Origin of the sequence: Bradyrhizobium sp. ISRA430 (genome assembly GCF_029909975.1) — a bacterium.
Taxonomy (GTDB): domain Bacteria; phylum Pseudomonadota; class Alphaproteobacteria; order Rhizobiales; family Xanthobacteraceae; genus Bradyrhizobium.
This window is the reverse complement of record NZ_CP094516.1, coordinates 2,095,178-2,109,701: the sequence shown is the minus strand read 5'-3', so window position 1 is coordinate 2,109,701 and position 14,524 is coordinate 2,095,178. Positions and strand designations below refer to the sequence as shown.

Below are 14,524 nucleotides of genomic sequence, written 5' to 3'. Positions count from 1 at the left end.
AGAGTTCACACCCGGGAGGAACCTGCCATGCCGATCACAACAACAAGGCGTCATATGCTCGCTGGATCTGCTGCCACGCTGGCACTGCCGGCCTTTGCCCGTGCGCAAAGCGCGGTCAAGCCGCGCCTGACCGTGATCTCGCAATGGTCTGCAGGCAGCGATGGGGCGGCCATCACTGCGCTCGGTAAGAAATTCGAGGAGAAGGGCGGGATTTGGCAGCACTCGCCCGTCCCCGGGTTCACCACCGAGATGATGAACAAGCTACGCGCTGAGATCATGGCCGGCGATCCGCCGGCCTGTTCGCAGCTCAAAGGCCCCGAGATTGCGGCCTGGTCGAAGATTGCCCCGACCGTCGATCTCGACGCCCTTGTCGCTGCCGCCGGCTATGAAAAGGTTGTCGCTCCAGACCTTGCACGATTACATAAGCCGGGAGGCAAGTGGATCTCATTGCCGTTGCAGATCTACAGCACGAACATGCTGTTTCTCTCCAAACGCGCGATGGATAAAGCCAAAGCCGACAAGATCCCCGCCACATGGGCCGACTTCAACGACCTTGCCGAAAAGATGAAAGCGGGCGGAATAACATATCCGATCGCCAACGGTGGCACCCGCCCCGACGATGGGCAGAAATTCGAGGCCGCTTTCGCCGGCATCAGTCCCGCTTCATACCGCGCAGCCATCATGAACCTCGACGATAAAGCCTTGAAGGGCCCCGAGATAAGGGCTGCCTTCGCACAGGTGCGCAAGATTGCCGACTGGATGAACCCGAACATCGGCGCCCAACACTATTCCACCAACCTGAAGCGCTTCGTCGACGGGGATATGGGCATAATGATCCAGGGCGGGTGGGCGCAGGGCGTGTTGCGCAACGCCGGCTTCAAATTTGACGACTTCATCATCGCGCCGGGCCCCAGCGACAATACCAAGCCGGTTTTCCTGCTAAATGCCGATGCTTTCATATTCTGGCAGCGCAACGAGCCCGATCTGCAGGCCGGCCAGACGCTGATGGCACAGCTTGTCATGGATCCGGCGATCCAGACAATGTATTCGCAGATCACGGGATCGATCCCCGTGCGCACCGATGTCGACCTTTCCGGTGCCGGCTGGTCGGACGGTCAACGGCGAACCGCAAGCGCGCTCAAGGACGCTGTCGCCAACAATCAGGCCGTCCTCAGCCTCGCGCACAACATGGCGCAGGAAAACGGCTTGACCGCAGCGATGATCGACGTGATCACCGAGTACGTGAAGAACAAGACGATTACGCCAGAGCAGGCGGTCACCCGCCTCGCCGAGGCCGTCGAGGGGGCGCGTTGACCGACGCTCTCTCCGCGGCAGCGCGCCCGGGCCATCCGGCGATTTCTGGGGTGGTGCGCCGGCTGCCCGAGTATCTGATGATCTGGGTGCCGCTGCTGCTGTCCGCCGGGCATCTCGTCTCGTTTGCGCTGTGGACGATCTGGATTTCGTTCACGCCATCCACTCTTGTCCCGGTTTCGGGCTGGGTGGGCTTGCGCAACTACACGGCGGTCATGGCGACGCGGAACTGGCACATCGCCTTCAACAATCTGCTGCTGTTTGGCAGTGCTTTCGTGCTGCTGAGTGTGGTGACCGGCCTCGTGCTTGCGATCCTGCTCGATCAGCGTATTCGCGGCGAGAACGTGCTGCGGTCTATCTTTCTTTACCCTCTTGCGGTGTCGTTCGTCGTCACCGGCACCGTCTGGAGTTGGCTTCTCAATCCTGGCATTGGGATCGAGAAGCTCGTCCACGACCTCGGCTGGACCTCCTTCCGGTTCGACTGGCTGGTCGACCGCGACATGGCAATCTGGACCATTGTTATCGCTGCGATCTGGCAATCCTCGGGCTTCGCCATGGCGCTCTTCCTCGCCGGCCTACGGTCCGTCGACGCCGACCTTATCAGGGCCGCGCAGATCGACGGCGCTGGACCGATCCGAACGTACCGGCGCGTCATTCTGCCGACGCTTTGGCCGATCACCGTGACTGTGATCGTCATCCAGCTTCAGTTCGCCATTTCGACCTTCGACCTCGTCCGTGCGCTCACCAACGGCGGGCCCGGAATCGCGACCCAGTTGCCAGCCCTTGTCGTCTACGACCTTATGTTCCAGCGCAGCCTCCTCGGCCGCGGTGCGGCGGCGGCGGTGCTCATGTTGCTTATTCTTCTCGCAGTGCTGCTGCCGTATGCAGCTTGGCGATATTTCCAGCGACGCCGGGCCGCCCATGCGTGACCGAACCTTCGCGCCGAGCCGAATTTTGATCTATCTCGTCGTTTCATTGATCGCTGCAGCCTATCTCGCGCCGCTGGCTGTTGTCGTGCTGAACTCGCTCCGTACCAACGAGGAGATCGCGCAGGCCTCGATGATCGGCTGGCCGAAGCAGTGGGCCTGGAGCAACTACGTCGCTGCGTGGAGCGGTTTCTGCGTCGCGGAGACCTGCGCCGGCATACGGCCGTATATGCTGAACTCCGCGCTCGTCACGATTCCCGCGACGATCATCTCCACCGTGCTCGGTGCGGTTGCCGGTTACGCCGTGTCGCTCTGGCGTTTTCGCGGCGATAGCTGGATCTACGGCATCGTGACCCTTGGCCTCTTCCTTCCCCAACAGATGCGCTTGCTTCCCTGGACCATCGTGCTGCGGGACATCGGTCTCATCAACACGCTGGCGGGTCTTGTGCTGGTTCACACGATTCAGGGGCTCTCCTTCACCACACTATTCTGCCGAAACTACTATGTCGCCATTCCACATGAATTGATCAGAGCCGCGCGCATCGATGGCGCAGGGTTCTTTCGTATTTTCTGGCGCATCATCCTGCCGCTCTCGCCTCCCATCCTGATCGTCACCGTGATTTGGCAGTTCACGCATATCTGGAACGAGTTCCTCTATGGTGTGACGTTCACGACCGGCCAACAGCAGCCCGTCACGGCTGCGCTCATCGCGCTCTCCGCCGCAGTCGCGGACATCCCGCAGCATGGCGTACAAAGCGCCGCGGTGATGATCGCGGCGCTGCCCACTTTGTTGGTCTATCTCCTCGGCGGCAGGTACTTCGTACGCGGCCTTACCGCCGGTGCCGTAAAGTAGGGGCCCGCATGTCAGCTCTCACTATTCGCGATGTTCACAAGAGGTTCGGCGCCATCGAGGTGCTGAAGGGAATTAGCCTCGAGATTGGCCCGGGCGAGTTTACCGTACTGGTCGGGCCATCCGGTTGCGGCAAGTCGACGTTACTCAACATCATCGCCGGCTTGGAGCGTCAAAGCTCCGGCGCCGTCGAAATCGGCGGAAGGGTCGTCAACGACATCCCCCCGAAGGATCGGGACATCGCCATGGTGTTCCAGTCTTATGCGCTCTATCCGTCGATGACGGTGCGCCAGAACATCACCTTCGGCATGGAATGCCGTCATGTTCCGAAGGCGAAGCAGGATGCTGCGGTCGCGAATGTGGCCCGCCTGCTCCAGATCGAGCCGCTGCTCGGTCGCAAGCCGTCGCAGCTCTCCGGCGGCCAGCGTCAGCGCGTGGCGATGGGGCGTGCCCTGGTGCGCGATCCGCTGCTCTTCCTGTTCGACGAGCCGCTCTCGAACCTCGACGCCAAGCTGCGCGTCGAGATGCGGATGGAAATCAAGCGCCTGCATCAACGCATCGGCGCCACCATCGTCTATGTCACCCACGATCAGATCGAAGCGATGACGATGGCGACGCGGATCGCGGTGATGCATCATGGACAGGTGCAGCAGTTCGCCGATCCCGACACCGTGTACCGCTATCCGGCCAATCTGTTCGTCGCGCGCTTCATGGGCTCGCCGCCGATGAACACGATGCCGGCGCGGCTCGAAGCCGAGAATGGCGGACCGGTGGTCGTGATCGGCGCGGGGCGGCCGGATGAGGTCCGCCTCCGCCTGCGGGGATACGATGCGGCGGCTTCGTTTATCGGCCGGGAGGTGGTGCTTGGGATCAGGCCCGAATGCATCGCCGAGGGCAGCCGGGTATTTTCCGGCGATGCGCCCATCGTAGTTAGCGCGCCGGTGGAGATGGTCGAGCCCACGGGTGCCGAGACGATCGTGCTGCTGCGCCTCGGCGGCGAGCCCGCGATGGCGCGCATCACGCCGGATATCCGTCCCAGCTCTGGTGCGTCCGCCGATTTCGCACTCGACACGCGCCGCATCTGCCTGTTCGATCCCGAGACGGAGCGGCTGATCGCATGACCGAGACGAGCTATTCCGGCCTTGCGGGCCGTGTCGTCTTGATCACGGGAGGGGCGAGCGGGATTGGCGCGGCCTTCGTGCGGGCCTTCGCGGCTCAAGGGGCCCGCATTGCTTTCCTCGACATTGATACTGAGGCAGGCGAGGCTCTGGTGGAGGAGGTCGCGGATGCATCCGGCTCCGTGCCGTTGTTCGTGCCGTGCGACCTCCTGGACATCGAGGCCTTGCGGATCGCCATGACGCAGGTTCGCCGAGCGCTTGGCGATGCGGCGGTCCTCGTCAACAACGCGGCCAACGATCAACGTCAGATTCTCTCCGAAGTGACGCCGGCAGAATTCGACTGGATGATCGGCGTCAATCTCAAGCACGTCTTCTTTGCCGCGCAAGCGATCGTGCCGCAGATGCAGGCGCGCGGCGGCGGGTCGATCATCAACATGTCGTCGGTGGCGTGGATGCGCGGCGCGCCGGCGCTGCCGGCTTATGCGGCGGCGAAGGCGGCGATCGTCGGCTTCACCAACTCGCTCGCCCGTCTCGTCGGCCCCGACCGCATCCGCGTCAACGCCATCGCGCCCGGCATGGTCATCACGGAGCGCCAGCGCCGGCTCTGGTTTCCGGACGACCAGAAGATTGCCGAACTACGTGCGCGTCAGGCCATTCCCGACGCGGTGACGCCCGACGACATTGCACGCATGGCGCTGTTCCTGGCGTCCGACGAGAGCCGGCGCATCACGCGGCAGTGCTTCCAGGTCGATGGCGGCCTCGGTTAGACAGGCGACTGCTGTCATCCGGCGGGTTCGGCGAGGGGACGCGGATCCCATGCGGCGAATGACTGAGCCAGAACGAGCGCGGCATCTCGGCACGGAAGGACGCCGGCGGCACGGACGACTTGCAACGTGTTGCCGTGGCTCAATTGCCGAGACGGCGCACCTTGACATGGTTCGTCAGCGGTGCGGGCACCTCCATCGGAGGCGACGCCTCGATCTGCTTGATGTCGGAAGCGACCTTGAGCGTGTCGAACGGCCGTTTGCCGATCTTGACGGTCGGAGGCGTAGGCGTGCCCTCCACATTGGACGGCCGCGCGAAACACCAGTGGTTCATCCCCCAAATCGCCGCCTGGGTCCGGTTCTGAACCCGGATCTTGCGAAGGATCGCCTTGACGTGAGCCTTTACGGTCGCCTCGGCGATGTCGATCTTGCGCGCGATCGACTTGTTCGAGTCGCCCTCGATCAGGCACTGCAGGATCGACTTCTCGCGCGGCGACAATTGCTGTGCCATCTGGCCGTCGGGAAGCCCGGGGTGGCCCTTGTCCTGCCGCTCTGGCTTTCGGTGAGGGTCGCTCCCGGGTTCGAGCGCAAACGACATCAAAGATGCCTGCGGGAAAACGGTTTCGCCCATCATCAGCAGTTCGACGGATTTGATGAAGACGTCGCACGTCATGACGTCGACGAAATAGCCATTGGCACCCGCGCGAAACGCCGCAACCACTTCATCCAACCGATAGTGATCGCTGACGATCGCAATGCGAGCTCTTGGATTGCGATCCCGCAGCAGTTCGAGTTGCTCAATCACCGCATCGAAATCGCCGCCCGTGTGTACCATCAGAGCTAGCTGATCCTGGGGCTGCAGCTTGCTCGGCGGCAGGTCGTCGACACATGATACGGAGCTTAGAGTGCGAAAATTCGCGGATCGCAGAATTCCAGCGATGCCCTCTCTTATTAATACACTTTTGCCAATAACAACCGTTGCGATAAATCGTCGCCTCTGCATTCTACTCTCCCAGCCCTTGACGCAATGACAATCTAGACGGGGCAGTCGACATCCGGCTCTTTATCGAGGGAATGATGTCGTCGTCTTGAAATCCGATATCGGTTCTTGAAATCAGTATTGGTTCTTGAAATCAGTTCTTGGTGGCGAAATCAGTCCATCGGGTAAGATCGACGGCTGTCCTCTCTTCTCTCCTCTGCCTTCCTCCCTTCTCTCATTTTGCCAGAACTCGAACGCTCCACGCGCTGCACTCGTAGAGCAATTGATAAATGTTAGATTCGAATTCCCGATATCCATATATATCTTTGGTTATAGTCGCTTCGATCGCGCGCGATCGAGGGCGATTGTTGGTGCCACGACTTCGGACGGCATAACGTTACCGCTACAGACATGGTGCTGCACTCCCCATGCGTGAGTTAACGACATTGCGACAAACATAGATTGTGTGTCCTTCTTCACAGAACCGGCGAACCTCGTGTGCTATTTCACAAAAATGGGGCGGTTGACCGTGCCGATTTTGCCTTCGAGAGATGCGCCGCCGGCGGGGACGTGGCAGTATTTGCGGAATGAGCGGGGCTGGGGCGCGGTTGATCACGCTAGGGGAGGTGGGGGATCGCCCAGATGGGTCGTATCAGCGTTGTCATAGCGGACCGGCATCCGGTGGTGCTGCTGGGTTTGAGCGGTCTGCTCGAAGCTCATCGCGACTTCAGAATCGTCGCATCCTGCAGTGATGGCGCGCGCTGCATAGAGGCGCTGCGCAATCTCAGGCCGGATATTGCCATCGTCGATGTCGCGCTGCCCGGCCTGTCCGGTCTCGAACTTCTTTCCATTGCGAACTCTGAAGAACTTCACACGCGATTGGTGTTCTTCACTTCATCGGACCGAGACGGCGAATTGGTCGCATCGTCTGCGCTCAACGGTCACAGCATCCTCTTGAAAGAGACAGCGCCGGAGGCGCTTCTGCAGACCTTGCGCCGGATCGCGGAAGGTCGCGCTCCCTTGCCACTGCCTTTGTCCGAGCGTCCGGCGCCTCACGACTTGGCTTCGGAGAATGCCTTGAAGACGCTGACGGATCGCGAACGCCAGATCATGCGTCTGGTGTCGGAAGGATTATCGAACAAGGCAATCGGGCGCCGGCTGAATATCGCGGATGGCACGATCAAGGTGCACCTTCATCACGTCTTCCAGAAGCTCCAGGTCTCCAATCGCACCGTGCTGGCGGCGCTCGCCCTTGCGCGGGTCGGCACCTCGAGTGCACTGGGTCCAAAGAAGAGGCGGCCACGCTTTCGCCGTAGCTGAGTAGCGTTCGTCGCCAGCAGCCCATCCCTCCGATTCTGTCGTGTTCATCGAGCCGACGGCATTGCGTCGCGCGGCGGCATCTTCGTCGCTCTCGGCGACAATTGACGTCGCGTCAAGACCGCACCGTGGCTGTGCGATGACGTGGAACGCGATGCGCGAATGCCGGCCGGTGTCACGGCGGCGAGCGCGCCCGGAAACTCTGACGCGCAACAGGGTTTCCCGTTGGACACGTCACCCGTTTGGCCTTGTAGTGGCGCATCAAACCGGGAGGCGGGGTTTAGCTGTCCGTCAAGATCTCAGCATTTCGCAATTTCGAACAATTCAGGCCCTTTGCGAATACATCGCGCCGCAATACGCGGTCATGCGAGTCAATTGCTGCGGCACGATGATCTAATCTGAGGGATCACATCCATGCCGACAAAGATTGGAAACCGGATCACTCTCGACGGCGATTTCAGCGATTGGACGCTGGCCGATCTCGTTGAAGCACCTCTCAACAGCGTGACGGACTATCAGGTCTTCGGTGCGCTCCTCGCTGATGGGGCGGTCAAGACCTACGTGATCGGCATCGAGGCGGCGGTTGCTACCGATCCGGCCCTCGCCGCCTTCACGCTCATTTATCTCAATACGGATCGAAACACCGCAACCGGCAAGCAGGTGTTCGGCAGCGGCGTGGGCGCCGAGTACTACGTGCAGTTCAACCTTGATCCGGACGGCAAGCTGCGCCCCTACCTGTATGACAGCGCAGGGACCGAGCTCAACAACAATGCGCCGCTCGATTTCGGTATGTCCGGCGACGGAAAGAGTGTCGAGGTCGCGATCCCACAGGCGCTCTTGACGCCGTCGGGCGGCACTGCGCCCACTTCGATTGGTTTCTCGGTCTTGGTCAACAATGGCGCGGGGGAAGCTCTGCCGGGAAGTTTCACCACCGAGCCACTCTACGTCATCACCGATCCCTCGGTTCCGGCAAGCCCCGTCACGATCGGAAACGTGATCACGCTCGATGGTCAGTTTGCGGATTGGCCGGCGGCCGATTCCCTCGAGAGGCCGGGAAACACCGTCGCGAACTACCAGATCGACGGCGCCCTGATCAACGATGCGACACTCGGCAAGAATTATGTAATCGGCATTCAAGCGACCGATGCGACCGATCAGGTGATCGGATCATCGACCGTCATCTATCTGAATACGGATCAAAACTCTGCAACCGGCTTCAAGGTGTTCGGCAGCGCGATCGGAGCGGAATATGAGGTGAAGTTCGAGCTTGACCGGAGCGACGACAATCTCCTTAAGCCCTATCTGTATTCGATCACGTCGGGCGGTATCGAGACCAAGCTCAATAATGGCGCGCCGCTCAATTTCGCCATGTCGGCCGATGGCAAGAGCGTCGAACTGGCGATCCCGCAGGCGCTGCTGGCGCCCGCCGGCGGTACCGCGCCCACCTCGATCGACTTTGCCGTCCTGGTCAACAATGGTGCGGCCCTACTTCCTGCCGGTTTCAGCGGCCCGCAATACACCATCACCGATCCCTCGACGCTGGTCCCGGTAGACCACACGGTCAAGAAGGTCGCCATCATCTATTCGGCAACCACGGCCGCCCTGTATTTCGGCGGTACAGCGGCAGGTCAGACCGCCTATGCCGATCTGTTCATGGCGGCGCAGCATCAGGCGGCGGCTGCCGGCGTCTCCTATGATCTCTTGACCGAGGCCGACCTGACCAATGTCGCGAAGCTGTCGCAGTACAGCGCGCTGATCTTCCCGAGCATGGAAGACGTGCAGTCGAGCCAGGTGTCGGCGATCGTCAGCGCGCTAACCCACGTGGTCTACGACTATCATGTGCCGATCATTACGGCTGGCAATTTCCTGACCAATAATGAGACCGGCGCGCCGCTCCCCGGCGATTCCTACGCCAACATGAAGTCGCTGCTGAACGTCGCGCTGAACTCGTCCGGTACGGCGACCTATTCCGTCACGGCAGATCCGGCCGCGCTCGCCAATCACAATCCTGTGGTCAGCGGCTATACCGCGGGCCAACCGATCGGCGGCGCCAGCGGCCAATTCGCAGGAACAACCCAGGGCCTTTACACCAACACGGGCTATCTCAGCTTCGCCGGCGTGACGCAGCCCGCCACGGTCCTTGCGGACATCAATATCCAGGGCGGAAGCACAATCGCTGGCGTCGTGCAGACCACCACGGGCGGCACAAACACCGTGTTTGGAACCACGGGCATGCTCGGCGACAGCAATCTGCTGCAACATGCAATTCAGAACGCCGTGTTCGGCACGACGCCGAGCCTGACGATCGACATCACGCGGATGGCCGGTATCGTCGACTCCCGCACCGACCTCGATCAGTCCCAATTCCTGTCGGACGTGTCGCCTGAAGGCGGCGGCCCGGGCATCTACGACGCTCTGATCCCCATCCTGCAGCAGTGGAAGCAGCAGTATAATTTCGTTGGCTCGTTCTATGCCAACATCGGCGACCATCCTGCCCAAGGGGAGGCCACCAACTGGGCCGTCTCCGCTCCCTACTACAAGGCGATCATGGCCATGGGCAGCGAGATTGGCAGCCACTCGTATACCCACCTGATCAATCCACCGGACCCCAGTTGGAGTGAGAACACCAACACGCTCTATGTCAGCGCGCCAGCCAATGCGCCGAACTGGACCTTTGCCTACGAGTTCGGGCAGTCGAATACGCTTCTGGATCAGAATCTCGGCATCAAGGTCGCCGGCGCAGCGGTGCCTGGCGCCAACGACACTATCGGAACGTCGGCCAATATCCTGCAATATTACCCGAGCGGCGGCGGCCTCACTGGCTATGTGAACGGCGGCTGGACCGGCGTCGGTTCCGGCTATCCGAACGCGTTCGGCTACATCGACCCGAACCACACCGGCTCGGTCTACATCGCTCCGAACATCACCTTCGACTTCACGGAGATCGAATTCCAGCACAAGACGGTCGACCAGGCCCTCGCCGACTGGGAATCGCTGTTCAATCAGGTCTCGGCAAATTCGCAGACGCCTATCGTCGTGTGGCCCTGGCACGATTATGGTGCGACCGACTGGGATACGAACGGCACCGGCGGGGCGGGCCATGGAGCCGGTTACACCACCCAGATGTTCACCGACTTCATCGCCTATGCCTACAACGCGGGCTATGAGTTCGTGACCTCGGAGGACCTGGCCGCGCGCATTGCCGCGCAACAAAAGGCAACGCTGTCGGAAACCACTAGCGGCAACACGATCACCGCGACGATCACACCCGATCCCAGCGCGCCCGACCTGGGCGCGATGGCATTGAACGTCGTCAACGGCGCCACCGGCCAGGTCATCCAGAATGCCGGCAACTGGTACGCCTACGACAGCAACAGTATCTTCCTGCCTTACGGCGGCGGCCAGTTCACCGTCACGCTCGGCACCACGCAGGACGACGTCACGCATATCGACCTGCTGCCGATGCGCGCCGACCTGTTGTCCGTGACCGGCGACGGATCGAATCTGTCGTTTGCAATGGCGGGCGACGGCGTCGTCGACGTCCACGTCAAGACACCCGGCGCAAATGTCGTGTCGATCCAGGGCGCGCCGACCGCGACGCTGAGCGGAAGCGATCTCAAGTTGACATTCAACGACGGCGCGCTGGCGATCAATCCGAACGGCCCGCAGGGGCTGGCGGTCCAGCACAATGTCGCGGTCTCCGACGGTGCGGTCGCGGTCACTTCCGCTGGCAATGATTGGATCTTTGGCGGGACTGCCGATGACGTCATCACGGGCGGCGGCGGCAACGACGTCATCGACGGCGGTGGCGGCACGAATACCGCGGTCTATTCGGGAAAGACGAGCGACTACAGCTTCGCGCTGAATACGAGCAACGGTGCTTTCACCGTGACCGACTTGCGCACGAACTCTCCCGATGGCACGGACACCGACACCAACATCCAGTTTTATCGGTTCGGGAACGGGACTTTCAGTGAGGCGCAGTTGCTGAACCGCGCCGCCGTGGTGACGGCGCAGGCGACTGGCCCGGATGCGACGGTGTCCGAATCCGGGCTCAGTCCGAACGGTTCGGCTGCCGGGTCGGGCAGCGCGACCACGACGGGCAGCTTCACGATCCTTGCGATCGACGGGATCCAGGATCTCGTGATCGGCGGGACGACCTTCTCGCTCGCGCAGATCGAGGCCTTTGGCACGACCAACGGGGTCGTGAACACCGGCCAAGGCATTCTCACCTTGACCGGCTACACCGGGGACGGTTCCGGCGGCACGGTGAACTTCAGCTACACGCTATCGGCACCGATCAATAATGCCACCACTCTGCCCGCCGGCAGCAACGACACCGTCGATCCGAGCGGGTTCAACGACAGCGTCTTGCTGACGGTCGACGGCGTCGGCGGTGTCGCGAAGGCCAGCGACAACCTGGTGATCCGGGTGCTCGACGACGTGCCGACCGCGGTCGCCGATGGCCCCTATGGGGTGGTGGAGAACGGCGTCAGTCTGGTGTCGGGCAACGTGCTGACCAACGACCGCTCCGGTGCGGATACGCCGGACAGCTTCGTCTCGTGGAGTGCAGCCGATGCGACCACGATTGCCGCGTTGAACACCTACGGTACGCTGGTTCAGAACAATAACGGCACCTGGTCGTACACGCTGGACAGCAGCCGTGCGGTGACGCGGGCGCTGACATCGAAAGATGTTCTATCCGAGGTGCTCAACTACACGATGACGGATGCCGACGGCGATCAATCGTCGTCGACGCTGACGATCACCATCACGGGTGCGGACGCCACCGCCGCCGCCGCGGTGGTGACGGCGCAGGCGACCGGCCCGGACGCCACGGTATATGAGGCTGGACTCGCTCCGAACGGCTCGGGGTCGGGCAGCGCGACCACGACGGGCAGCTTCGCGATCTCGGCAAGCGACGGGATCAAGGACCTCGTGGTCGGCGGGACGAACTTTACGCTGGCGCAGATCGAGGCCTTTGCCGCCGCCAACCAAGTCGTGAATACGGGCCAAGGTAATCTGACGCTGACCGGCTACACCGGCGACAGCCTCAGCGGCACGGTGAGCTTCAGCTACACGCTGTCGGCAGCTATCAATAATGCCACCCCGGTGCCCGCCGGCAGCAACGATACTGTCGATGCGACAGGGTACAACGACAGCGTCTTGCTGACAGTGGATGGATCCACCGGCGCGAAGGCCAGCGACAACCTGGTGATCCGGGCGGTCGATGACACGCCGAAGGCGGTCAACGATGGCCCGTCCACCGTGGTGGAAGGCAGCCTCACTCCGCTGACGGGCAACGTGCTCAGCAACGACGCTTCCGGGGCGGATGCGCCATTGAGCTTCGTGTCCTGGGGAGCGAACGATGCGACGGCGATCACTGGGCTGAACACCTACGGCACGCTGGTGCAGAACAACGACGGCACGTGGAGCTATGCGCTTGACAGCAACCGTGCAGCAACGCAGGCGTTGACGTCGACAAGTAACCTGTTCTTCACGCTGAACTACACCATCAAGGACGCGGATGGCAGTCAATCCTCCGCAACGCTGACGATCAACATCCAGGGTGTGGACGGCAGCTTCATCATCGGGACCGCCGGCAATGATACTCTGACCGGCACCTCGACAGCGAATGCGGGGCAGACGATCCTTGGCCTCGGCGGCGATGACATTCTTACGGCTGGCACCGGCGGCAACACCACCCTGGACGGCGGTGACGGCAACGACACGCTTCGCGATGCCGGCAGGACCGCGTCCGCCAGTATCATCGACACCATGATCGGCGGAGCCGGCAACGACACCTATATCGTTACCAGGACAAACGACGTCATCATCGAGCAGGCGACGGGAGGCACGGATACGATCCGGACAAATCTTTCCACTTTCGTGATGCCGGATTACGTCGAGAACTTCGTGTACACGGGCAGCACCGGCGTCACCGTGACCGGCAACGCCTCGGACAATACCTTCAGCGGCTTTGACGGGACCAGCAGGATCAACGGCGGCGACGGAACCGATACGGCCATCTTCAGCGGCCAGCTCGGCCAATATACCGAAACCACAAATTCGGACGGCAGCATCACGCTTACGGACACGCGATCAGGTTCGCCGAATGGCACGGCCACGTTCTCCAATGTCGAACTGTTCCAGTTCAGTGACGGTCTGGTCATGACCGCGGCGCAGCTTGCCGCCGCAGTGATCGTCAACGGAACGGGATCTTCTGACAACCTGACCAGCACATCGCCGGGCGCGATCATCAATGGTCTAGGAGGCGCCGATACACTGACGGCTGGAGCTGTCAATCAGACCCTGAACGGCGGCGCCGGCGCCGATATCCTGAGCGACAACGGTCAAACCGGAATCACCCTGATTGGAGGTACCGGTAACGACACCTTCATTGTCAGCAGTGCGACCACCGTGATCCAGGAGGATCCCGGCGAGGGCACCGATACTGTGCAGACGAACCTGCCGAGCCTGCAGCTCTCGGCCAATGTCGAGCGCTTGGTCTACACCGGAACGGGAAGCTTCAGCTCGACGGCGACGGCCGCAGGAGAAACGATCACCGGAGGGACGGGCGCAGATCAACTCGGCGATGGCGGCTTCGCCAACGTTACGCTTAGAGGAGGCGGCGGCGCGGACACGTTCACCGTGACCAATGCCCAGACCATTGTAACTGAGACAGCCGGTGCGACAGGTTCGACGGTTATGACCTCGCTGGCCAGTTATTCGCTGCCCACGAACGTCCAGAACCTGACCTACACCGGCTCAGGCAACTTCGTCGGCAACGGCAATGGTTTGGCGAACACCATCACCGGGGGCGCCGGCAACGACACGCTCTCGGGCGGAGGTGGCAATGACAGGCTGATCGGTGGTGCTGGCAACGATCTGCTGACCGGCGGCAACGGCAGCGACACCTTCGTTTTCGCGCCGGTCAACCCCAGCACCGCCGGTGGCGTATACGTGGCAGGCTTCGGCAAGGACGTGATCACCGACTTTCTCGCAAACGGCACCAACGCCAGTCACGACGTGCTTGAGCTCTCGTTGTCGATGTTCATGGCCGGCACCACCGCGACCGCACTCGTCAACGGCACCGCCCAAAACGCCGCTGGCGGGTTGGTCACGGTGGCGCAGCAGGGCGCCAATGTGGTGATTACGGTCGATCCGACGGACTCGATCACTCTCAACAATGTGACGCTTGCAACGCTCAAGGCAGGCGCTTCTGTCGACTTCCATCTGGTCTGATGACGGACTTGGAG

Annotated in this window: 8 protein-coding genes; 7 read left to right on the top strand and 1 reads right to left on the bottom strand. The window is 61.8% G+C overall.

All coding sequences use genetic code 11. The features are described 5' to 3' along the window. Positions 1-27: 27 nt before the first annotated feature. From MTX21_RS10575 to MTX21_RS10555, 5 genes are read left to right on the top strand one after another with little or no spacing between them, the layout of a single operon-like run. Positions 28-1,314, top strand: coding sequence for an ABC transporter substrate-binding protein (locus MTX21_RS10575; RefSeq protein WP_348637477.1), 1,287 nt, complete (start codon positions 28-30; stop codon positions 1,312-1,314). Continuing rightward, on the top strand, positions 1,311-2,240 hold the full coding sequence (locus MTX21_RS10570) for a sugar ABC transporter permease (RefSeq protein WP_280964740.1): 930 nt from the start codon (positions 1,311-1,313) through the stop codon (positions 2,238-2,240). The genes MTX21_RS10575 and MTX21_RS10570 overlap by 4 nt, the downstream gene beginning before the upstream one ends. Next, the gene (locus MTX21_RS10565) at positions 2,233-3,090 is read left to right on the top strand and encodes a carbohydrate ABC transporter permease (RefSeq protein ID WP_280964739.1); all 858 of its coding nucleotides are present in this window, start codon (positions 2,233-2,235) and stop codon (positions 3,088-3,090) included. The genes MTX21_RS10570 and MTX21_RS10565 overlap by 8 nt, the downstream gene beginning before the upstream one ends. A gap of 8 nt (positions 3,091-3,098) precedes the next feature. Next, complete coding sequence (ugpC, locus tag MTX21_RS10560) at positions 3,099-4,208, top strand: sn-glycerol-3-phosphate ABC transporter ATP-binding protein UgpC (RefSeq protein ID WP_280964738.1); 1,110 nt, start codon at positions 3,099-3,101, stop codon at positions 4,206-4,208. Then, positions 4,205-4,972 carry an SDR family oxidoreductase gene (locus MTX21_RS10555; RefSeq protein WP_280964737.1) on the top strand — a complete coding sequence of 256 codons (768 nt, stop codon included), beginning with the start codon at positions 4,205-4,207 and terminating at the stop codon, positions 4,970-4,972. Before ugpC ends, MTX21_RS10555 begins: the two co-directional genes overlap by 4 nt. Positions 4,973-5,111: 139 nt before the next feature. On the opposite strand, the gene MTX21_RS10550 is transcribed toward MTX21_RS10555, so the two are convergent. Next, positions 5,112-5,804 (bottom strand): response regulator transcription factor, encoded by a 693-nt coding sequence (locus MTX21_RS10550; protein ID WP_280964736.1) that lies wholly within the window; start codon positions 5,802-5,804, stop codon positions 5,112-5,114. Positions 5,805-6,590: 786 nt separating this feature from the next. Here MTX21_RS10550 and MTX21_RS10545 point away from each other — a divergent pair. Beyond that, complete coding sequence (locus MTX21_RS10545) at positions 6,591-7,268, top strand: response regulator transcription factor (protein ID WP_280964735.1); 678 nt, start codon at positions 6,591-6,593, stop codon at positions 7,266-7,268. A gap of 411 nt (positions 7,269-7,679) precedes the next feature. Beyond that, positions 7,680-14,510, top strand: coding sequence for a VCBS domain-containing protein (locus MTX21_RS10540; RefSeq protein ID WP_280964734.1), 6,831 nt, complete (start codon positions 7,680-7,682; stop codon positions 14,508-14,510). Positions 14,511-14,524: the final 14 nt, after the last annotated feature.